17 protein-coding genes are annotated in these 21,756 nt (G+C 49.7%); 6 read left to right on the top strand and 11 right to left on the bottom strand.

What is annotated here, in order from left to right:
• Positions 1-6: 6 nt before the first annotated feature.
• The 6 genes from rapZ to ftsH form a co-directional block, all read right to left on the bottom strand.
• On the bottom strand, positions 7-879 hold the full coding sequence (gene rapZ, locus H8Z76_RS10540; protein ID WP_022514689.1) for an RNase adapter RapZ: 873 nt from the start codon (positions 877-879) through the stop codon (positions 7-9).
• Positions 880-894: 15 nt separating this feature from the next.
• Positions 895-1,806, bottom strand: a complete 912-nt coding sequence (gene murB / locus H8Z76_RS10535) for a UDP-N-acetylmuramate dehydrogenase (protein WP_186982454.1) — start codon at positions 1,804-1,806, stop codon at positions 895-897.
• A gap of 45 nt (positions 1,807-1,851) precedes the next feature.
• On the bottom strand, positions 1,852-3,252 hold the full coding sequence (locus H8Z76_RS10530; protein WP_147619277.1) for an aminopeptidase: 1,401 nt from the start codon (positions 3,250-3,252) through the stop codon (positions 1,852-1,854).
• 29 nt (positions 3,253-3,281) lie between these two features.
• On the bottom strand, positions 3,282-4,220 hold the full coding sequence (gene hprK, locus H8Z76_RS10525) for an HPr(Ser) kinase/phosphatase (RefSeq protein WP_022514692.1): 939 nt from the start codon (positions 4,218-4,220) through the stop codon (positions 3,282-3,284).
• 78 nt (positions 4,221-4,298) lie between these two features.
• Complete coding sequence (gene uvrC / locus H8Z76_RS10520) at positions 4,299-6,185, bottom strand: excinuclease ABC subunit UvrC (RefSeq protein WP_147619278.1); 1,887 nt, start codon at positions 6,183-6,185, stop codon at positions 4,299-4,301.
• Entirely contained in the window at positions 6,185-8,107 is a 1,923-nt protein-coding gene (ftsH, locus tag H8Z76_RS10515) for an ATP-dependent zinc metalloprotease FtsH (protein WP_186982453.1), read from the bottom strand. The genes uvrC and ftsH overlap by 1 nt, the downstream gene beginning before the upstream one ends.
• A gap of 260 nt (positions 8,108-8,367) precedes the next feature.
• On the opposite strand from ftsH, the gene H8Z76_RS10510 reads away from it, so the two are divergent.
• Entirely contained in the window at positions 8,368-9,978 is a 1,611-nt protein-coding gene (locus H8Z76_RS10510) for a CTP synthase (protein ID WP_147619280.1), read from the top strand.
• 69 nt (positions 9,979-10,047) lie between these two features.
• Here H8Z76_RS10510 and H8Z76_RS10505 read toward each other — a convergent pair whose 3' ends face one another.
• Both H8Z76_RS10505 and H8Z76_RS10500 read right to left on the bottom strand, forming a co-directional pair.
• Positions 10,048-10,470, bottom strand: coding sequence for a FeoC-like transcriptional regulator (locus H8Z76_RS10505; RefSeq protein ID WP_022515956.1), 423 nt, complete (start codon positions 10,468-10,470; stop codon positions 10,048-10,050).
• Positions 10,445-11,476 carry a helix-turn-helix transcriptional regulator gene (locus H8Z76_RS10500; protein ID WP_147619281.1) on the bottom strand — a complete coding sequence of 344 codons (1,032 nt, stop codon included), beginning with the start codon at positions 11,474-11,476 and terminating at the stop codon, positions 10,445-10,447. The genes H8Z76_RS10505 and H8Z76_RS10500 overlap by 26 nt, the downstream gene beginning before the upstream one ends.
• A 222-nt stretch (positions 11,477-11,698) precedes the next feature.
• Here H8Z76_RS10500 and H8Z76_RS10495 point away from each other — a divergent pair, with 222 nt between their 5' ends.
• From H8Z76_RS10495 to H8Z76_RS10480, 4 genes are all read left to right on the top strand, one after another.
• Positions 11,699-13,132 carry an NAD(P)/FAD-dependent oxidoreductase gene (locus tag H8Z76_RS10495; RefSeq protein ID WP_186982452.1) on the top strand — a complete coding sequence of 478 codons (1,434 nt, stop codon included), beginning with the start codon at positions 11,699-11,701 and terminating at the stop codon, positions 13,130-13,132.
• Between the two features lie 12 nt (positions 13,133-13,144).
• Positions 13,145-14,407, top strand: coding sequence for an NAD(P)/FAD-dependent oxidoreductase (locus H8Z76_RS10490; RefSeq protein WP_186982451.1), 1,263 nt, complete (start codon positions 13,145-13,147; stop codon positions 14,405-14,407).
• A 2-nt stretch (positions 14,408-14,409) separates the two neighbouring features.
• Positions 14,410-14,778, top strand: a complete 369-nt coding sequence (locus H8Z76_RS10485; RefSeq protein WP_186982450.1) for a DUF1667 domain-containing protein — start codon at positions 14,410-14,412, stop codon at positions 14,776-14,778.
• A gap of 78 nt (positions 14,779-14,856) precedes the next feature.
• A complete protein-coding gene (locus H8Z76_RS10480) occupies positions 14,857-15,423 on the top strand; it encodes a glycerol-3-phosphate responsive antiterminator (RefSeq protein WP_022514759.1) in 567 nt (188 codons plus the stop codon).
• 11 nt (positions 15,424-15,434) lie between these two features.
• Here H8Z76_RS10480 and H8Z76_RS10475 read toward each other — a convergent pair whose 3' ends face one another.
• From H8Z76_RS10475 to H8Z76_RS10465, 3 genes are all read right to left on the bottom strand, one after another.
• Positions 15,435-16,637: a cation:proton antiporter gene (locus tag H8Z76_RS10475; protein ID WP_186982449.1), complete on the bottom strand. Its 1,203-nt coding sequence runs from the start codon at positions 16,635-16,637 to the stop codon at positions 15,435-15,437.
• Positions 16,638-17,038: 401 nt separating this feature from the next.
• Complete coding sequence (locus tag H8Z76_RS10470) at positions 17,039-18,484, bottom strand: aminoacyl-histidine dipeptidase (RefSeq protein WP_186982448.1); 1,446 nt, start codon at positions 18,482-18,484, stop codon at positions 17,039-17,041.
• Positions 18,485-19,672, bottom strand: a complete 1,188-nt coding sequence (locus tag H8Z76_RS10465) for a glycosyltransferase (RefSeq protein WP_186982447.1) — start codon at positions 19,670-19,672, stop codon at positions 18,485-18,487.
• Positions 19,673-19,850: 178 nt separating this feature from the next.
• Here H8Z76_RS10465 and asnB point away from each other — a divergent pair, with 178 nt between their 5' ends.
• Entirely contained in the window at positions 19,851-21,734 is a 1,884-nt protein-coding gene (gene asnB / locus H8Z76_RS10460; protein ID WP_186982446.1) for an asparagine synthase (glutamine-hydrolyzing), read from the top strand.
• Positions 21,735-21,756 lie beyond the last annotated feature (22 nt).

Raw genomic sequence — 21,756 nt, 5'->3', positions numbered from 1 at the left:
TCTCCTCTATTTGCGCTTTGCGTCTTTGTCAATGTCGCGATGCTCGATCTTAAGCCCGTACTCCTTGTTCTTTTCAAGCCGCTTGTAAAGTTCATTGGCAAGCGTCACGGAGCGGTGCTTTCCTCCTGTACAGCCGACACTGATCACAAGCTGGTTTTTTCCCTCAATGATATAATTCGGGATCAGGAAATTCACCATATCTTCCAGTTTATCCAGAAAATCATGCGCTTCGTCAAACTGCAGCACATAATCCTGTATCTCCTTGTCATTTCCGTTTTTGTAGCGGAGTCCCTCCACATAGTACGGATTTGGCAGGAAACGCACGTCAAATACCAGATCGGAATCCGCCGGGATCCCGTACTTAAAGCCAAAGGAGAGGATCGTGACAAACAGGTTTTTGTAGTCCTGGTTCTGTTCAAAGATCTTGCTGATCTCCGCTTTCAGTTCCCTGGTCAGAAGCTGGCTTGTATCAATGATGTAATCCGCACGCTTCTTTAAAAAGGCAAGTTTCTCGCGCTCTAACAGGATGCCCTTGTCCACACGCTCGCCGCCGGCAAGCGGATGGTTTCTTCTGGTTTCCTTGTAACGCTTGACCAGCACGGAATCCTCCGCATCCAAAAACAGGATCTCAAAGTTCTTTCCCTCGCTCTTTAACTGGTCTAATACTTCATTTACCTCATCTAATGCCTGTCCGGAACGGATATCGATCCCGACCGCCACTTTCTGAAGCTCCGAATCACGCAGATCCGCAAGCTCCACGAATTTTTCGATCAGCGCGATCGGCAGATTATCGACACAGTAAAACCCGATGTCCTCCATCATTTTCAGTGCGGTACTCTTTCCTGCACCAGACATACCTGTTAAAATAACAAACTTCACGACTGTTCCCTCCTGCTAGAACTCTCCGACTTTCTTTACTTCCGGCTCCAACGTCACTGCATACTTTTCTTTTACGATCCTTGTCACTTCATCCATCAGCGCACAGATATCCGCCGCGGTGGCATTTCCTTTATTGATCACAAAACCGCAGTGTTTTTCCGATACTGCCGCACCGCCCACGGAGAATCCGCGGAGCCCTGCATCCATGATCAGTTTCCCCGCAAAGTATCCCTCCGGCCGCTTAAAGGTACTGCCGGCGCTCGGATATTCCAACGGCTGTTTTTCGATCCGCTTCTTTTTCAGTTCTTCCATGCGCTCTGTGATCTGATCCGGATTTTTTTCGCGTGTAAGCAAAAGTTCTCCGTCGATGACCAGATAGCCGCGCTCCGGTATCACGCTGTGGCGGTAGGAGAGATCCAGCTCTTCCTTACTCAGCGTAAGGATCTCTCCATCCTCACTTATCACGCGGACGGATACGATCACATCCTTCATCTCGCCGCCATACGCTCCTGCGTTCATGACAACCGCGCCGCCGAATGTCCCCGGGATGCCCGAAGCAAATTCCAGACCGGTAAGTCCCGCCTTTGCCGCCTGCTGTGCCGCCGCCGCAAGGGTCACTCCCGCTTCCAGAAAAATCTTTTCTCCATCCACGCGGATGCCGCGCATCCCGAAACCAATGCAGATGACCACGCCCCGGATGCCCTGATCGCCAACCAGAAGATTGCTGCCGTTTCCGATCACCGTGACCGGCATCTGTTCTTCCCTGCATACGGAAAGCACTGCGGGAAGCTCCTCCGCCGACGGCGTAAGGAAAATATCTGCCGGGCCTCCGACACGGAAGGTCGTATGATTTTTCATCGGCTCATTCTGCCGTATCCTGTCTTTTGTCAGTATCTGTTCGAGTCTGGTTATGATTTCCTGCTTCAATTTCTTTCCCTCAAATTCCGGCAGCGATCTTAAGACGCGCCTGTTTTATGCTTCCTTTAAAAACGCAATGTAACCTTTATATGCTTCATACAGATCGGCTTTGTTTATGATCTCCCACGGCGCATGCATGTTTAATACCGGCACACCGCTGTCGATGACCTGCATTCCGTAGTTCGCGAGAATATACGCAATGGTTCCGCCGCCTCCCTGGTCTACTTTTCCAAGTTCCGCTGTCTGGAAAAATACATGATTGTTATCCATGATCTTCCGCATCTGGCTCATATATTCCGCATTCGCGTCATTGGAACCGGCTTTTCCTCTGGATCCGGTGTATTTGTTAAATACGATCCCCTTACCAAAATATGCGGCGTTTTTCTTATCCATGACAGACGGGAAATTCGGATCAAACGCAGCGCTCACATCGGAAGACACCACTTTGGAATTCTGCAGCGCTCTCCTTAAAGAAAGCTCGCTGTAAGTTCCGGTAAGGTTTAACACCTCTGCCACCGCATTCTCAAAGCAGCGTGACTGCATGCCGGTCGCGCCGACGCTTCCGATCTCTTCCTTGTCCACCAGAAGGCACACGCTGGTTCTCTCCGGTTTGTCCATGTTTAAGATTGCTTCAAAGGACGGATATGCGCACACACGGTCATCATGTCCATAGCCCATGATCATGCTGCGGTCAAATCCGTAATCTCTGGCTGCGCCCGCCGGTACTATTTCGATCTCTGCGGAGAGAAAATCTTCCTCGCATACCCCGTAAGTCTCTTCCAGTATCCGGAGCACATTTGCCTTGACTGCATCCTTTGCCTGCTCTTTTTCTTTTTCATCGTCTGACGGAAGCGGGATGCTGCCGATCAGAAGATCCAGGTTCTCCCCTTCGATCACTTTGGCGCCTTTTTTCTCCATCTGTTCCCCGGAAAGGTGGATCAAAAGATCGCTGACACCAAATACCGGATCTTCCGGTTTGTCACCGATGCTCACCTTTACGGTCGTACCGTCTTTTTTCGCGATCACGCCGTGCAGTGCCAGCGGCAGTGTTACCCACTGATATTTCTTGATGCCGCCATAATAATGGGTATCCAGCATGGCAAGACCGGTATCCTCATAGAGCGGATTCTGTTTGATATCCATACGCGGGGAGTCAATGTGCGCGCCCAGAATATTCATACCGTTTTCCAGGTTTTCGTTTCCGACGACAAACATCGCAAGCCATTTCCCCATGTTATTGACGTAAACCCGGTCGCCTGCCCTTAATGTCTTTCCTGTCTTTATGGCATCCGCCAGATTCAAAAATCCTGCTTTTTCGGCGCGCGCGACAAATTCCGTCACGCACTCACGCTCTGTTTTGCATTCAGAGATAAATTTGCGGTATCCTTCCGCAAACTCATATACCTTTGTCATATCCTCTTTGGAATAATCTTCCCATGCCAGTTTTCTTTCCATAATTTCCTCAAACCTCGGTTCTTTTTGTTTTATTCTTCGCTGTCATTATCTTTATTTATATTTGCCTGCACACGACGGTATAATTCCTGCGCCGCGTTGTATCCCATCTTTTTCTGTCTGTGGTTGACTGCTGCTGTCTCGCAGATAACCGCCAGATTCCGTCCCGGACGGATCGGCAGAGAATGACATGCCACTTTATTTCCAAGGTATTCGATATACTCCTCTTCCAGTCCCAGGCGGTCATAGTCATTGTCTTTCTTCCAGTCTTCCAGCTTGATAACGAGATCGATGTTCTGTTTCTCCTTGACACACTCAACACCATAGAGTGTCTTGACATCGATGATTCCGATTCCGCGCAGTTCGATAAAATATCTCGTGATGTCCGGTGAAGTTCCGACCAGTGTATGCTCGTTGATCTTCCGGATCTCTACCACGTCATCCGTTACCAGACGGTGCCCTCTGCGGATCAGTTCCAGCGCTGCCTCACTCTTTCCGATTCCGCTCTCACCTGTGATGAGAACGCCTTCGCCGTAAACATCAACCAGTACGCCGTGGATTGTGATGCACGGAGCCAGCTCCTCGCTCAATGTGTGGATCAGCTCTGCCATAAATTCAGAAGTGGAACGTCCCGTTCCGAATACAGGAACCCCATTTTCCTGTGCGATGCGTAAAAACTCCTCATCCGGTTCCAGATCACGGCAGAAGATCACACAAGGGATCTCATATTTCAAAAACTGATTGTAGATATCAATTTTTTTGTCATGCTCCAGCTGCTGCAGATATGTGTATTCTACATTTCCGATGATCTGCACTCTCTTCTCCTCGAAATGTTCAAAATACCCGCTGAGCTGCAGTGCAGGACGGTTTACATCCGACAACACGATCCGATGTCCCGTAAGATCCATTCCTTCCGTCAGTTTCTTTAATTCCAGTTTTTTTACGATTTTCTCGATTGCTACACCTTCCATAGCTTTACCGCTCCTTTATCTTGAAATTATAGTTCTGATACTGCCTTTAGTTTAGCATAGAAACCCCTGTGCTTCAACTTATTTCGCTTCCGGGTCCGTTTCCGGCTTCTTATGGAAAAACGCATATACCGCCTCTGCCGCGCGCTCGTTCATGGACTCCGTCTCTTTTAACTCCTCCACCGACGCTTCCCGGATCCGTTCCACCGACTGAAACCGGCGCATCAGTGCCTTTCGCCGCGTCTCACCGATTCCTTCTATGTCGTCCAGCACCGAATGTACCTGCACCTTGCTGCGCAGGGATCTGTGGTATTCAATGGCAAACCGGTGCGCTTCGTCCTGGATCCTCGTGATCAGCTTAAATCCCTCACTCGTCCGCTCGATCGGGATCTCCACGTTATTATAGTATAACCCGCGCGTCCGGTGATTATCATCCTTTACCATACCGCAGACAGGAATATTAAGATGCAGCTCGGAAAGTACGGAAAGCGCGATATTGACCTGACCCTTTCCACCGTCCATCATGATCAGATCCGGGAATCTGGTAAAGCTTCCAAACTCCTCATCCATCTGTTTTTCCTGCAGTTCTTTCTTTTCCTCTATTCCATGTAAAAAACGTCTGGTTAGGACTTCATGCATGGAAGCGTAATCATCCGGCCCCTGGATCGTCTTTAAGCGGAATTTCCGGTAATCGCTTCTGCATGGTTTTCCCTTCTCATACACGATCATGGATCCTACGGTCTGGAATCCGCTGATGTTTGATATATCGTATGCTTCGATGCGGTTCAGTCCCTGCATATCGAGCAGCTTCTCGATCTCCTTTAACGCTCCGATCGTCCTGCCCTCTTCCCGCTTGATCCTCTCTCTGTCCTGGCTCAATACCAGCTCTGCATTCTTTTTCGCAAGTTCGACGAGCTTTTCTTTCATGCCCTTTTGCGGCACACGGATGTATACACGCGCGCCGCGCTTTGCGGACAGCCATTCTTCGATGACCGGTATATCCTCGATCTCCGCAGACAGCATGATCTCCTTCGGCAGAAACGGTGTGCCGGAATAAAACTGCTTCACAAAGGTCGTGAGTACCTGACCCTCACTGTCCTCCGCCGCGACACGCACATAAAAATGTTCCCGCCCGATCAGCTTTCCGCCGCGGATAAAAAAGACCTGTACCACCGCGTCCCGCTCGTCATTGGCAAGCGCTATGATGTCCTTGTCCTCTCCGTCAAAACTCGTGATCTTCTGCTTCTGCGCGATCTGCTTTACGCTGTTTAACAGTTCCCGGTATTCGATCGCGCGTTCAAATTCCATCTGATCCGATGCCTGCATCATCCTTGTTTCGAGATCCTTTAAGACCGGCTGATAATTTCCGTTCAAAAAGGAAAGTACCATGTCGATCGACTTGCGGTATTCCTCTTTGCTGATATAACCCTGGCACGGTGCGTTGCACTTCTTGATGTGATAGTTGAGACACGGACGATCCTTTCCGATGTCTTTTGGCAGATTCCGGCTGCAGGTGCGGATCTGGTACATCTTCTGGATCAGTTCGATCGTATCTTTCACGGCTCCCGCGCTGGTATACGGTCCGAAATACTTTGACTTGTCTTTCCTTATCAGACGTGAAAAGAGGACTCTTGGAAAATCTTCTCCAAGAGTCACCTTGATGTAAGGGTACGTCTTATCATCCCTTAACATGGTATTATATTTTGGCCGGTGCTCCTTGATCAGATTGCATTCCAACACCAGTGCCTCTAATTCAGAGTCCGTAATGATGTACTCAAAGCGCCGGATCTGCGTCACCATCTTCGCTTTCTTCGGACCTTCATCATGACTCGGGCGGAAATACTGCCTCACCCGGTTCTTTAAATTTACCGCCTTACCTACATAGATGATCTCATCCGCGGCATCATGCATAATATAAACTCCCGGTTTATCCGGGAGTTTTTTTAATTCCTGTTCAATGTCAAACATTATACCTCATCATCCACAAACATATCGTCCGATACTGCTGCTTCCGTTTCCTGTCCCGGTTCCGGGATTCCTTTCAGTTCACGGAATATCTTCATAAATTCTTTTCCGGTGATCGTCTCATGCTCATACAGGTATTCCGCGATCTTATCGAGCACCTCACGGTTTTCATTCAGAAGACGCTTCGCTTCCTCATAGCTGTGATTGATCATCTGCAACACTTCCTGATCGATCTGGGATGCCGTCTGTTCGCCGCAGTTTAACGCTGCTCTGCCATCGAGATACTGGTTCTCCACACTTGCGAGACTCATCATTCCGAATTTCTCTGACATACCAAACTGCGTGATCATCGCCCGCGCGATCTTCGTCGCCTGTTCAATATCGTTTGCGGCACCGCTCGTCACGGAATGGAACACGATCTCTTCCGCCGCGCGCCCCGCCATATAAGTAACGATCTTCGCCTCAAGTTCTTCCTTGGTCTGCAGGAACTTCTCTTCTTCCGGTGTCTGCAGGGTATAACCAAGCGCACCCATCGTACGCGGCACGATCGTGATCTTCTGTACCGGCTCGGTGTTCTTCTGAAGCGCGGTAACCATTGCATGTCCGACCTCATGATAGGAAACGATCTTCTTTTCCTTATCACTCATCGCGCGGTCTTTCTTCTCCTTGCCGCCTACTGCCACGATCTCAAACGCTTCAAACAGATCCGCCTGTGTGACAAACTTACGGCCTTTCTTGACCGCGTTGATCGCCGCCTCGTTGATCATGTTCGCAAGGTCAGATCCGACCAGTCCCGCAGACGCAAGCGCAAGCGCATCCAGATCCACGTCATCCGCCATCAGCACATCCTTGGAATGTACCTTTAAGGTCTCAAGCCTTCCCTTCAGATCCGGCTTATCCACGATGATCCTCCGGTCAAAACGGCCCGGACGGAGCAGCGCCTTGTCGAGTACCTCCGGACGGTTGGTCGCCGCAAGGATCAAAAGTCCCTTGGACGTGTCAAATCCATCCATCTCCGCCAGAAGCTGGTTCAACGTCTGTTCACGCTCGTCGTTACCGCCGCCGTATCTGCTGTCACGGCTCTTACCGATCGCATCGATCTCATCGATAAAGATGATACACGGTGCCTGCTTCTGCGCCTCCTTAAAGAGATCCCTGACACGGGACGCGCCGACACCGACAAACATCTCCACAAAATCCGAACCCGCAAGCGAGAAGAACGGTACTCCGGCTTCTCCGGCGACCGCCTTGGCAAGCAGTGTCTTCCCGGTTCCAGGAGGTCCTACCAAAAGCGCACCCTTCGGCAGCTTCGCACCGATCTGGGTATATTTGCCGGGATTGTGCAAAAAGTCCACGACTTCCTGTAAGGACTCTTTCGCCTCATCCTGACCGGCGACATCCTTAAAGGTAACGCCGGTGCTCTTTTCCACATAAACCTTGGCATTGCTCTTTCCGACACCCATCATGCCTCCGCCGCCCATGCGCTTCATCAAAAAGCCGAGCAGGATCCACACGAGCACGAGCGGTATCACAAAGCTTAAGATATTGTATACCCAGGTGGACGTGTTGTCCGGTATGGTCGCGCGGATGTCGATATCCTTTTCCTTTAATAAAGGAAGCAACTCGGAATCATTCACATATCCGGTGTAATAGGTCGTAAGTGAGATCGATCCTTTTTCTGTCTTCGGCGTGATATTGATCTGCTGTGAAGCGAATTCAACCGCCGCAACCTTGTCTTCATTGATCATATTTAAGAACTCCGTATAGGAGATCTCTTTCGACATCGACGATGTCTCAAGTCTGGTGACCAGACTCATAATAAACAGCGCTACTAATGTCACGACAATGAGCATTAAGAGCATCTGCCCGTTTTTATCATTTCTTTTATCCCCGTTGTTGTTGTTTGGTCCCTGTTGATTATCCATTTTGTCCTCCGCATGTATATAAAAAGCGTTTCCGCTCTTTATAATATCTTCTTTATTATATGTTTAAAATAAAAATTAAGCAATATATAGTTCATGAACTTTTTCCCTTTTTTCTTAAATTTTTCTAAACAAAAATCAAACAAAAATCTTTTTGAAAAACAGCTGGATTTTTTACCGGACAAGTTATATAATATATTGGTTATTTTTAACGTAGACCTTTTAAATTTTTATATACCATTTATCATAAGGAGGATTTATCTATGCCTGTAAAATACGTCTTCGTCACTGGCGGTGTTGTTTCCGGTCTCGGAAAAGGAATCACTGCCGCATCCCTGGGACGTCTTTTGAAAGCCCGCGGCTACAAAGTTACCATGCAGAAATTCGATCCGTACATCAACATCGATCCGGGTACCATGAACCCGATCCAGCACGGAGAAGTTTTCGTTACCGATGACGGTGCTGAGACCGACCTCGATCTCGGACACTATGAAAGATTCATCGACGAGAGCCTGACCAAAAATTCCAACGTCACAACCGGAAAAGTATACTGGTCTGTTCTCCAGAAAGAACGCCGTGGTGATTTTGGCGGAGGCACGGTTCAGGTCATCCCGCACATCACAAACGAGATTAAGAGCCGTTTCTACCGCAATTTTTCCGCTACGGATGAGACGCATATCGCCATCATCGAAGTCGGTGGTACCGTAGGTGATATCGAAAGCCAGCCGTTCCTCGAATCGATCCGTCAGTTCCAGCATGAAGTCGGACATGAAAACGCGATTCTGATTCACGTTACACTGATCCCTTACATCAAGGCTTCCGGTGAGCTGAAGACCAAACCGACACAGGCAAGCGTAAAAGAACTTCAGGGTATGGGAATCCAGCCGGATATCATCGTATGCCGTTCCGAGCATCCGCTCGACCAGGGATTAAAGGACAAGATCGCTCTGTTTTGTAACGTACCGGGAGATCATGTACTCCAGAACCTTGACGTAGAATATTTATATGAAGCTCCGCTTGCGATGGAAGCAGAAAACCTTGCGAAGGTTGCCTGTGAAAGTCTCCATCTGGACTGCCCGGACCCGGATCTTGCCGACTGGAAAGATATGGTTGAGGCATTAAAGAATCCGGTACAGGATGTAAACATCGCTTTAGTTGGAAAATACACCCAGCTCCACGACGCTTACATTTCTGTTGTGGAAGCGTTAAAACACGGCGGTATCGCAGAGCGCGCGACCGTAAATCTCAAATGGGTGGATTCCGAGACACTGACCGAGGAAAATATTTCCCAGGTGCTCGGTGATGTTTCCGGTATCCTTGTTCCTGGCGGATTCGGCAGCCGTGGCGTTGAAGGCATGATCCTTGCCGCAAAATACGCGAGAGAAAATCAGGTTCCTTACCTTGGTCTCTGCCTTGGTATGCAGGTATCCATCATCGAATACGCGCGTCATGTCTGCGGACTGCACGACGCACACAGTATCGAATTGGATCCGAACACCACACATCCGGTCATTGCGCTGATGCCGGATCAGGATGGCGTTGAAGATATCGGTGGTACTTTAAGACTCGGATCTTATCCATGTGTACTGAAGAAAGATTCCAAGGCTTATACACTGTACGGCGAAGAGATCATCCATGAGAGACATCGTCACAGATATGAAGTCAACAACGACTTCCGTAACATCTTAACGGAAAAGGGCATGGAGCTCTCCGGACTTTCTCCGGACGGCAGAATCGTGGAAATGGTTGAGATTCCTGCACATCCGTGGTTCGTTGCCACACAGGCGCACCCGGAATTCAAATCCAGACCGAACCGTCCACATCCGTTGTTCAAGGGCTTTGTAAAGGCCGCGATCGACAAAAAGAACGCATAAAAAATTCTTCACATAGAAAAGGATCGCTTGCAGATTTCTCCCGCAAGCGATCCTTTTTTATTTCTTTTCTTATTTTTCGGTTACATTCTCTAAGAAACGCAGCTTTCCGTTTTCTTCCTCGGTGCTGACCGCCTTTACGCCGTAGCCCTTGCGCTGGTCGTTCATTTCCTTTAAGCACTTCTGGCAGAGCGTACCAAAGGTGACCTTTGCGCCGCAGCGCTGGCAGAACGCGTTCATGATCGTCTTTTCCCCGCGTTCCTTGTACTGGATGCGTCCTTCCTTGATCCACTGCTGCACCATACCGACCGGAATATCAAAATGTTTCGCGACATCATATTCATTGACATCCTGGCTGCGTATGTAGTCGCGCACCTCATCGAAAATACGCTGTGCCTCGCAGTTACTGCACAGATCCCTTGTGTAGCTGTCTAACAGTATTGTGCCACAGTCCTTGCAATACCGCGCGTTATGAAATAAAGTTTTTTCTTCCATCGTCATCATCTCCGCTCTTTTTTCCATAGTCTTCCAAAATCCGATCAAGATATCTGCAGTAACGCTGCCGCACATCTTCCGGTGCCTGTATGCGCACGCCGTCTCCAAGCCCCGTCAGCCATCCGAAGAACTGTCTGCTCACCGCGACCTTCGTCCGCAGGAAAAAACTGTCCTCATCTCTTCTCCGCGTACTGACCTCCTGCCCGAACCGGTCGATCATTACACCGATCAGTTCATTCCGGCAGACCAGTGTCACCACTTCTTCTTCACCGGCAAACATGCCAAATGTTTTTTTCGTATACGCGCCGACATCAAAATCCGCAAACTCTTCCGCTCCCTCTCTCGCTTCCCTGCACAACGAGATCCGAAGCATCTTATCCACACGGAAGTGCTTGATGATCCCGGCTTTCGCGTCGTAGGCGATCAGATAATAGTTTTCATCATCCCAGGAAAGCAAAAACGGACTGACCTCATAAAATCCGCCGTCTCTTTTTAATTCCATCTGCTTATCGACCGTCCACGCAAAATACTGGAACCGGATCTTTACGCCTTTTGCGATCGCGCTGTGGATCTTGTCCACATTGTAGTAGATCTTCTCATTCACCGCCTTACTGCGGTTTGTCACCACAACCTGACGGTTTAACTGCTTCGCGTTTTCCCTGCTCGTAAGCGTTTCCAGCTTGTGGATCAGCTCCCTCGATTTCTTCGTCGTGATAAACTTGGATGCCACCACCGCGTCTACCAAAAGCTTTAACTCCGCCAGCTCGAACTCGCGCTCTCCCAGATAGTATCCACCGGGTTTTTGCGTCACTTTTATAATATCCACGCCAAAATCCTCAAGCGCCGCAATATCGTTATAAATACTCTTTCGCTCCGCCTGGATCCCATATGCCAAAAGCCGTTCGATCAGCTGTGTTGTTGTAAGCGGATGCTTCTCGTCCGTCTCCTCTTTCAGTATCTTTAACAAGCAGAGGATCTTTAATTTCTGCTGATAAGATCTTGCCATTTCACCACCCGCTCTTTCCCTTAAAACCATGATATAATGAGATATTTCTTTTGTCAACGAATCCAGACAATTTTACGCTCTTGCTATTTCCACCTTAAAATGTTATGATAAAAGTAATCAATAAATAAACCGATACCAGAGACGTGAGCAAGGTAGATGAGGCTGCATGGCAGCTTTGTTTCCCTTGCTTTTTTATTTGGAAAATGAAAAGGAGATGCGACTATGTATGATGTAGCAGTTATCGGCGCCGGCGTGATCGGCTGTGCCATCGCAAGAGAGTTGTCAAAATATGACGCGGACATCTGCGTGATCGAGCGGGAGGAGGATGTGTGCTGCGGGACTTCCAAGGCAAACAGCGCGATCATCCACGCGGGATTTGACGCCGTTCCCGGCACTTTAAAAGCACGCCTAAACGTTGCCGGAAACGCCATGATGGATGATCTCGCAAGAGATCTTGACATTCCGTTTACGCGCAACGGCTCCCTTGTCGTCTGTACAAAAGACCAGGATTCGGACGGCTTAAACACCCTGCTCGCGCGCGGCCGGGCAAACGGTGTTCCGGGGCTTCGCATATTAAATGAAACCGAAGCAAAAGAGATGGAACCAAATCTTTCCGATGCTGTAAGCTGTGCCCTCTACGCGCCGACCGGCGGGATCGTCTGCCCGTTCCATTTCACGATCGCGCTCGCGGAAAATGCCTGGGCAAACGGTGTCACCTTTTTCTTAAACAATGCTGTTACCGCCATCACAAAAAAGGACGGCTATTACGAGATCACAACCGACAGACAGACGCTGCAAAGCAGAGCCATCGTCAATGCCGCCGGTGTCTACGCCGATGTGATAAGCGCCATGGCAAGCAGGGATCCAATCCACATCACTGCGAGAAAAGGCGAATACTGCCTGCTTGACAAATCCGCCGGAACCCATGTCACACACACGATCTTCCAGCTTCCGGGCAAAATGGGGAAGGGCGTTTTGGTCACTCCGACCGTACACGGCAACCTGTTAGTCGGCCCTACCGCCGAAAACACGGAAAATAAAGAGGGAACGAACACCACCGCAGAGGGACTGGGCTCCCTTGCCGCCACCGCTGCCTTAAGCGTAAAAAATGTCCCGATGCGCCAGGTCATCACCTCGTTTGCCGGACTGCGCGCACATGAAGATAACGATGACTTTATCCTGCGGGAAGCTTCTGACGCACCGCTCTTTTTTGAGGCGGCAGGCATTGAATCACCGGGGCTTTCCTCCGCACCGGCGATCGGCGTCTTTCTTGCGGAGCTGATCCGCGACCGGATGTCCCTCACAAAAAAATCCGGTTTCATCGCAGCCAGAAAAGGCATCCTGCGACCGGAAACCTTATCCATCGAGGAACGCAATGCGCTGATCAAAAGACAGCCGGCTTACGGAAATATCATCTGCCGCTGTGAGATGATCTCCGAGGGTGAGATCATCGACGCGATCCGCCGTCCGCTCGGTGCCCGCTCCTTAGACGGGGTAAAGCGCCGCACGAGAGCCGGTATGGGACGCTGTCAGGCAGGTTTTTGTTCCCCGCGCACCATGGAGATCCTCGCAAGGGAAGTTCCTCTCGCCATGACAGAAATCACCAAATGCGGTCCGGGTTCCGAGATCGCCCTTGGCCACAACAAAGAGATTTAAGGAGGTCCTCATATGAATACCTATGATCTTGTTATTATCGGCGGCGGCCCTGCGGGACTTTCCGCAGCGGCAGCCGCAAAAGAAAACGGCATTACAGATATCCTGATCCTCGAACGCGACCGGGAACTGGGCGGTATCTTAAACCAGTGCATCCACAATGGATTCGGGCTCCACACCTTCAAAGAAGAACTGACCGGGCCGGAATACGCCGCCCGCTTCATCGAGAAGGTAAAGGATCTGCAGATCGCGTATAAATTAAACACGATGGTCATGGACATTTCGCCGGATAAAAAAGTGACCGCGATGAATCGAACCGACGGCATGTTCACCATTCAGGCAAAGGCAGTCATTCTCGCGATGGGATGCCGCGAACGCGCAAGAGGCGCCTTAAATATCCCGGGCTACCGCCCTGCAGGGATCTTTTCCGCAGGAACCGCGCAGCGCTTAGTCAACATCGAAGGTTATATGCCGGGAAAGGAAGTCGTGATCTTAGGCTCCGGCGATATCGGGCTTATCATGGCAAGACGCATGACCTTAGAAGGCGCAAAAGTAAAAGTCGTTGCCGAGCTCATGCCTTACTCCGGCGGCTTAAAGCGCAATATCGTACAGTGCTTAAACGACTTTGACATTCCGTTAAAACTGAGCCATACCGTAGTCGATATCGAGGGAAAACAGCGCGTGGAGGCTGTTACGATCGCCCAGGTGGATTCTGACCGGAAACCGATCCCCGGAACCGAAGAACGCTACACCTGTGACACGCTTTTGTTATCCTGCGGTCTGATCCCGGAAAATGAGCTTTCCCGTAACGCCGGTGTACGCTTAAATCCGGTGACCTCCGGTCCTGTGGTAAACGACCGGCTCGAGACCAGCACAAGCGGCATCTTCGCCTGCGGAAACGTGCTCCATGTACACGATCTGGTTGATTATGTTTCCGAGGAAGCTGCCACCGCCGGAAAAAACGCAGCGCGCTATATCAAAGAGGGCGAACCCGCATCCGACCGCACGGTCGAGATCCTTGCGACCGGCGGCGTGCGCTACACCGTGCCCTGCTCCATCCGGCCGGATGATATGGCAGACACTCTGACCGTCCGTTTCCGCGTCGGTGCGGTCTATAAAAACTGCGCCATTGCCGTTTATTTTGACGACGAACGGATCTCCAAAAAGAAACGCCCTGTCATGGCACCGGGTGAAATGGAAGAGATCCGGCTTAGGAAAGAAACCCTTGGCGCTTACCCGCACCTGTCACGGATCACCATTAAGATTGAGGAGGCATAACTATGGAAAAAAGAGAACTGACCTGCATCGGCTGTCCGCTTGGATGCAGTATCACCGTTACTTTAAACGGTAAGGAAGTGACCTCTGTCACCGGAAACACCTGCAGCCGCGGTGCCATTTATGCAAGAAAAGAAGTGACCGATCCGACGCGCATCGTCACCTCGTCCGTCCGCGTGACCGGCGGCACCGCGCCCATGGTATCGGTAAAGACCAAAGAAGACATTCCAAAGTCCATGATCTTTGACTGCACCAATGCCTTAAAAGACATTACCGTTGCCGCTCCCGTCCGGATCGGGGATGTCATCTTATCCGACGTCTGCGGCACACATGTTCCGGTCGTTGCGACTAAAAATATTGACGCGGCAGAATAATTTCCGCTCTCTTGCGCTTCTGACCCAAACTTGCTATGATGGACTTAAATCATCCAGTTTGCACAAGGAGAGCCTTTTATGAACCGAGAATTTAAAGATGCGATTGAGAACTCACCAATCATTGCCGCGATCAAAAACGACGCGGAATTACACCAGTGTCTGACCTGCGACAGCCGGGTGATCTTCATTTTATATGGTGACATCTGCAACATTGCAGACATTGTAGATACTGTAAAATCCGCAGGAAAGATTGCGCTTGTACACCTTGATCTGATCGGCGGGCTGAATGCCAAAGAGATTGCCGTTGATTTTATAAAAAAATATACCCGGGCGGATGGGATCATCTCCACCCGCCCGCAGCTCATTAAGCACGCAAAAGAGCTGTCCCTCTATACTGTCATGCGCTTTTTTGTCATTGATTCCATGGCGTATGACAATATTGAGAAACAGCTCCATGCGGTGCGGCCGGATTTCATTGAGATCTTACCCGCCCTGATGCCAAAGGTCATCTCCCGCATCTGCGATCTCTCCCCGGTTCCGGTCATTGCCGGCGGGCTGATCTCAGACAAGGAAGATGTCATGCAGATGATCCAGGCAGGTGCGATCTCGATCTCTTCTACCAATGAAAAGGTCTGGTTCTTATAGGAAGATCCGCATTACGCTTTTGCGCCCTCGGCGGTCTCATCCTTATCTTTCATAACAACTTTTAATAAGATCGGCGTGATCAGGGTGGTAACGATAACGACCACTACGATCGGCGCGAACAGCACATCATCCAACATACCGCACGCGTATCCTTTCTGTGCCACGATCAATGCGACCTCACCACGGGAGATCATACCCACACCGATCTGCAGCGCTTCCCTGTTGCTGTATCTGCATATCTTCGCTCCCAGTCCGCAGCCGACCACTTTTGTAAGGATCGCTACGACAAGCAGGATCACGCAGAAACCGATCAGTTTTCCGTTCATTCCCTCTAACTGTGTCTTGATACCGATACTTGCGAAGAATACCGGTGAGAAGAGCAGGTAAGACGGTACTTCCGCTCTCGCCTTGATGTAATCCCCGATCTTCATATTGCAGAGCATCAGTCCGGCAAAATATGCGCCGGTGATATCCGCGATCCCGAAGAACTGTTCTGAAACATAGGACAGAAGGAAACAGAACGCGATCGCGAAAATCGTTACTCTTCGTTTCTCGCCCGCTCCCTCGATCAGCTTCTTGCATTTAAACATTACAAACGCAACGATCGCGATCACAATAAAGTACAGCACGATCTTTAACAGAACGGTAAGCGGATTTACCGAAGTATCCTCGATACTTGTCACAACTGTGAGCACGATGATACCCATGATATCGTCGATAACGGCCGCGCCAAGGATCGTTGTTCCGACACGTCCCTTTAACTTTCCAAGTTCACGCAGTGTCTCAACGGTAATACTTACCGAGGTCGCTGTCAGTACCACACCGACAAAGACTGCCTTTAACACTTCCATGAAATCTCCGAAGTCTGTGTGGAAATAAAGCGCGTAGGACAAAAATCCGCCGAACAGAGGAACCAGAACTCCGATCCCCGCAGTGATAAAGGAAGCTACTCCGTTTTCCTTTAACTCCGTCAGATCCGTCTCAAGACCTGCGGAAAACATTAACAGGATAACACCGATCTCAGCGGTGATCTCCAGGTAGCTGCCGGTCGCTCCGTCAAAACTGATCAGATTCAGTACGGACGGTCCGAGGATCACACCTGCCAAAAGTGCTCCGACAACCTGTGGCATGTGGAACTTTCTGGAAAACAGTCCGCAGATCTTCGTTGCAAACAGGATGATCGCCAAAAACAGCAAAAATTCATATGATTCCATAATATATCTTCCCTTTCTTTCCTGTATCCGGTCTGATATCGGATACATTCTATCTGTATTATTCTTTTTGCTTACCCATTTTACACCCGATTTCCGTAAAATACAACTGCTTTATTTATATGGTTTTCATACCAAAAAGATATATCGACATCCTCTTTTATACAGTGAAAAAGCAGCCTTGCGGCTGCTTTTTCGAGGAGTTTAGTTATGAAAATGTTACATCTATAAAAAGGAAATTATTGCCTAGCCGAAGCTGACGACTCCGATGCATCAAGATATCGTCAACTCCATTTGATACTGTTAGTATATCGGCAAATTATGACGAAACTGTGTCTGATTTCTAAAAGGATTCTAAAGTATTTCTAAATCTATGTTTATAATTCTCCTCCGCCGTCACGTTCCTATTTACATTTGAGCACTTCCAGTACATATTCCCACACACGTTTTGTGGAAGAAATGCTTAATTTCTCCCCGGTTGTGTGGATATCGATCATATCCGGTCCGATCGATACCGCATCCATGCCCGGGATCTTGGCAGAGAGGAGTCCGCACTCAAGTCCCGCATGGATCGCTTCCACCGATGGCTTCTTTCCGTACATCCGCTCATAAACTGCCACCATATCATCACGCAGTTTGGAGTCTTTTTTGTACTCCCACGCCGGATAATCCCCATAGATGGAGATACTGCCGCCGAGCCACTCCGTCAGTGACTTCAATTTCTGGACGAGAAGCTCTTTCTGCGTCTTTACCGAGCTGCGCACCGAATATTTTAAGACAGCCGCATCTTCTTCGAGATACAGGATTCCGAGGTTCAAAGAGGTTTCCACAAGCCCTTTGATATCCATGCTCATGCGCTGGATGCCAGCCGGGAGATGGGTTAAGAGCATCGTCATCTTCCCTGCGTCCTCTGCGGTCGTCACGCGTTCCTCGCCGCATCCAAGCGCTTTTGCCCGGACTTTGATATCTTTGTCACTGCTCTGATACTCGGCGGTTAAGATCTCCTGATAAGCGGCGATCTCCTGCATGAGCAGATCCTCTTTTCCCGCGTCAAGCATGATCTTTGCCGTTGTCTCACGCGGAATGGCATTGTCCTTGGTTCCTCCGGCAAGCTCTGCGATCGCAAACGGAGTCTTTTCGGAAAGCCGTAAGAAGAAACGTCCCATCAGAAGATTGGAATTTGCGCGCTCCTTATCGATCTCTCCGCCCGAATGTCCGCCGAGCAGACCAGAAATATGGATCTCAAACAATTCTCCGCTCTTCTTTTCAAAGGCAAGCGGCAGTCTGCATACCGTCGTGCATCCGCCCGCACAGCTTGCAAGCATATGTCCTTCTTCTTCCGAGTCCAGATTCAACACCTTTTTCCCTTTTAACATGGAAAGATCGATGCCATTCGCTCCGTCCATGCCCACTTCCTCGGATACTGTGATCACGACCTCAAGCCTCGGATGCTCGATCGTATCCGAATCCAGGATCGCAAGCGCATATGCGACCGCAATCCCGTCATCTCCGCCGAGTGTCGTTCCCTTTGCCGTGATATAATCGCCCTCTATCTCCAGCGTGAGCGGATCGTTTTCAAAATTGATCGTACAATCCGGCTCCTTTTCGCACACCATGTCCATATGCCCCTGTAAGATGATCGGCTCAACATCTTCGTAGCCCTTCGTCGCTTCCTTGATGATAATGACGTTTTTTAAATCATCCTGATAAACTTCCAGATTTCTCTCTTTCGCGAAATTTACCAGATAATTACTGATCTTTTCTTCCTTATAAGAAGGGCGCGGTATTCTGCTGATCTCCTCAAAAAAATAAAATACATTCTTCGGTTCTAAATTTTCCAGTACTCTCATCTATTTTTGCTCCTTTTCCATAAGATTGATAAACTGCTCTGTCCGTTTCAGCCAGCTGTGCTTCCGGTCAAATTCCATCTGCGCCGCAGCTGTCACTTCCTGCCGCCTCGTTGGGTTACTTAAAAATTCCTCTGCCATATCCGGCAGCTCTTCCATATGTTTTAACGAAAACAGGCTGATATTCCCGCCGTCTTTAAAGTTTCGCTCCATATATCCGTTTCTGTCGGTCAGGCATACCGTCTGATTTGCCATCGCCGCAAACACCCGGTCATGCACTCCGGCTTTAAAAAGCGGTGATACATTAAGCAATACCTCGTACTCCGCGATCTTTTGAAATGTCATCGAAAAATCGACCGGCGGCTGGATCGTAAAATAGCGGCTCTCCTGCTCTTTTAACTGCTCCCAGTTGTTTCCAAGCACTGTGACCGGAATATGGTGGCGCACCAGGGTGCGGATCGCTTCTTCCCTGTAATAATTGCGCAGATAACGATCCACATGATACATGCGGTTCATCCGAAACGCGAACTCCGCATCCGTAAGTTCCTCCCCACGCCCGGCAAGCAGGCTTCTAAACGCTTCTTCCTGGGAAATCGCGGGATCTGCCAGCATGATGTCGATCAGTGCTTTGTCATCCGCTTTTAAGCCCTGCGGCAGTTCTTCCATCTCGCGGTAAACATCCGCCGCGCAGTTATAAGTCCCGATAAAAAGCACCGACTCTTTTTTCTGCTCCACCGGAACCGGCACGAGCGCCTTCGTCGCACCGAGCGGAAGCAGCGACACACTCTCCAAATGCGGATAATACTTTTTTGCGTAGGCAACGTGATTTTCATCGAGGCAGAGCACATGATAATTTTTTAACGGGACGGAAAGCCCCGGATGGTGATAAAACGGGTGATCCACCAGATAATTATAAAACGGTGCGTCCAGCTGCTCCAGGTATGGTGTCCCGTTATCCATAACCGCCCGTGGCAGCAGCGAATTGATATCCAAAACCGCCATATAGCTGTTACCGACATAAGGGGCAAGCTGCGCGTCCACATCCTTCTCCAAGTCCAGCACACACAGTCTTGCAGGGTACCCGAGCGTCTCAAATGCTTCCGCCATCTGATTCATAAAAAAATCTGCGGAATAATAGCAGATTTCCCGGCTTGTAAACAATAAGACCGGTTTTTTCTTTTCCTGATCCATTCTATTATGCCTTATATCCATTTCTGTTATTTGAAACCTAACCTATTCTAGCACCTTTTTTTTATTTATACAATTCCATTCCCTCTGAATTTTCTTTGCGTTTTGGGCAGTTTTCCGTATAATGAAAGTATACAGTTGATAACATTTCAAAAGATTTTTTACGGACAGGAGGATTCCTATGTGCGGAATATGCGGATTTTCTGGACATGCCAACGACGGGCTGTTAGATCAGATGGGAAATGCGATCCGGCATCGCGGCCCGGACGGCTTGGGCTGCTACAGTGACGGCAGAATGAACCTCTGCTCCAGGCGGCTTTCCATCGTGGATCCCGTCTCCGGCGGTCAGCCGGTTGAAAATGAGGATTCCACGGTTTTTGCGGTGTGGAACGGCGAAATTTATAATTACCGCTCACTGATCACTGAGCTGAAAGGAAAAGGACATCTCTTTTCCTCCGACCACTCCGACTCCGAGCTGATCGTGCATCTGTATGAAGAGTATGGCATCCGGTTTGTGGAAAAACTAAACGGTATGTTTGCGATCGCACTCTGGGACCGGAACAAGGAGTGTCTGTATCTGATTCGTGACCGCATGGGCGTAAAACCGCTTTTTTATTATTACAACGGAACCGAAATCGTATTTGCGTCCGAGATTAAAAGCATTTTGCTCCATCCTTCTTATCCGAAGAAGATAAACGCAAACGCGCTCTATTCCTATTTTTCCTTTCAGGCTGTCTCCTCGCCCGAAACTGCCTTTTGGGATATTTATGCGCTGCGCCCCGGCACGATACTCACATTTGCGGCTTCCGGGAAAAAGCTCACACGCTATTTTGCCCCATCTTTTTCCCCGGTTTCCAAGGACTCTCTGCCAACTGCCATCGAAAAGATCCGCTTTCTGTTAAAGGACGCCGTAAAACTGCGTCTGGACGCAGATGTGGAGATCGGTACTTTTCTAAGCGGCGGGCTTGACTCTGGTATCGTCACCACCCTCGCTTCCTCGCTCGCGGATCACCCGCTGCGCAGCTATTGCCTGGAGCATGAAAGCAGACGCCCCGGTGCGTTTTATCAGAAAGAAAAGGATACCGCAAACGCCGCCCGGACAGCCAATGCCTGCCACACCATACACACCACTGCACCGATGACCGCTTCCGATATGATCTCGGAGCTGGATACCGTCATCCGCTGCTTTGACCAGCCTTTTGCCGCCTCCGCGTCCACCTGGTTTTTGTCCGGACGCGCACATTCCGATGTAAAGGCTGTGCTCTCCGGTGACGGCGCAGACGAACTTTTCGGCAGCTATCCCTTACAGCAGCTTGCCTTTCCGATGCAGTATTTTTCACAAATGAAAGCAAACGGTCTTTCTCCTGCCGACATGGATCCCACTCTCCTTGTGCCGTTTTCCGACCGCAGTGATTTTCTCGCGAATCTCTATGATTACAGCGGCGGCAGCGAAGTACGGCTGAGTTACCGCATGCTCAACATGACCGATGACGAGAAAGCGCTGTTTTTATCGGATGAGGTATTCGGAGAGCTGATCTCGAAAAAACAGACGCTTCTCCAGCTGCGTGAGATCTTTTCTTCGCTGTCCGGCGCGGATGTCCTAAACCGCTCTTTGGAGTATTTCCAGACGAGTTTCCTGCCGGATCAGGTATTAAGTTATACGGACGCACTCTCCATGGCACATGGACTGGAGATCCGTTCGCCGTTTCTGGACTGTCGGCTGGTAGATTATGTAAACTCGCTGCCCGGCTCCTACAAGATCCGGAACGGGGAGACCAAGTATCTCTTAAAACAGGCTGCGAAAGGGCTGCTCCCGGATGATATCATCTTTCAGAAAAAGGAGGGGTTTATCCCACCGATCCATGACTGGCTGCGCACGGAATTAAAGGAGTTTGTCACAGACACGCTAAGCCCTTCCGCGATTCTGCGCTATCCCTTCTTAAAGGCGGATGCCGTCCAGTTTCTGCTGCACAAATACTACCGGGATCCCACGGGAAATGACTATCTTGCCGACATCATCTGGAATCTGGTCTGCTTTGCGCGCTGGTGCGAGCTTTATGTCTGATTGGATTTTCGGAATCTGTTTC

Origin of the sequence: Roseburia yibonii (genome assembly GCF_014297335.1) — a bacterium.
In the GTDB taxonomy this organism is placed as follows: domain Bacteria; phylum Bacillota; class Clostridia; order Lachnospirales; family Lachnospiraceae; genus Roseburia_D; species Roseburia_D yibonii.
Note: the sequence above shows the minus strand (reverse complement) of the source record. Positions and strands in the feature narration are given on the sequence as shown.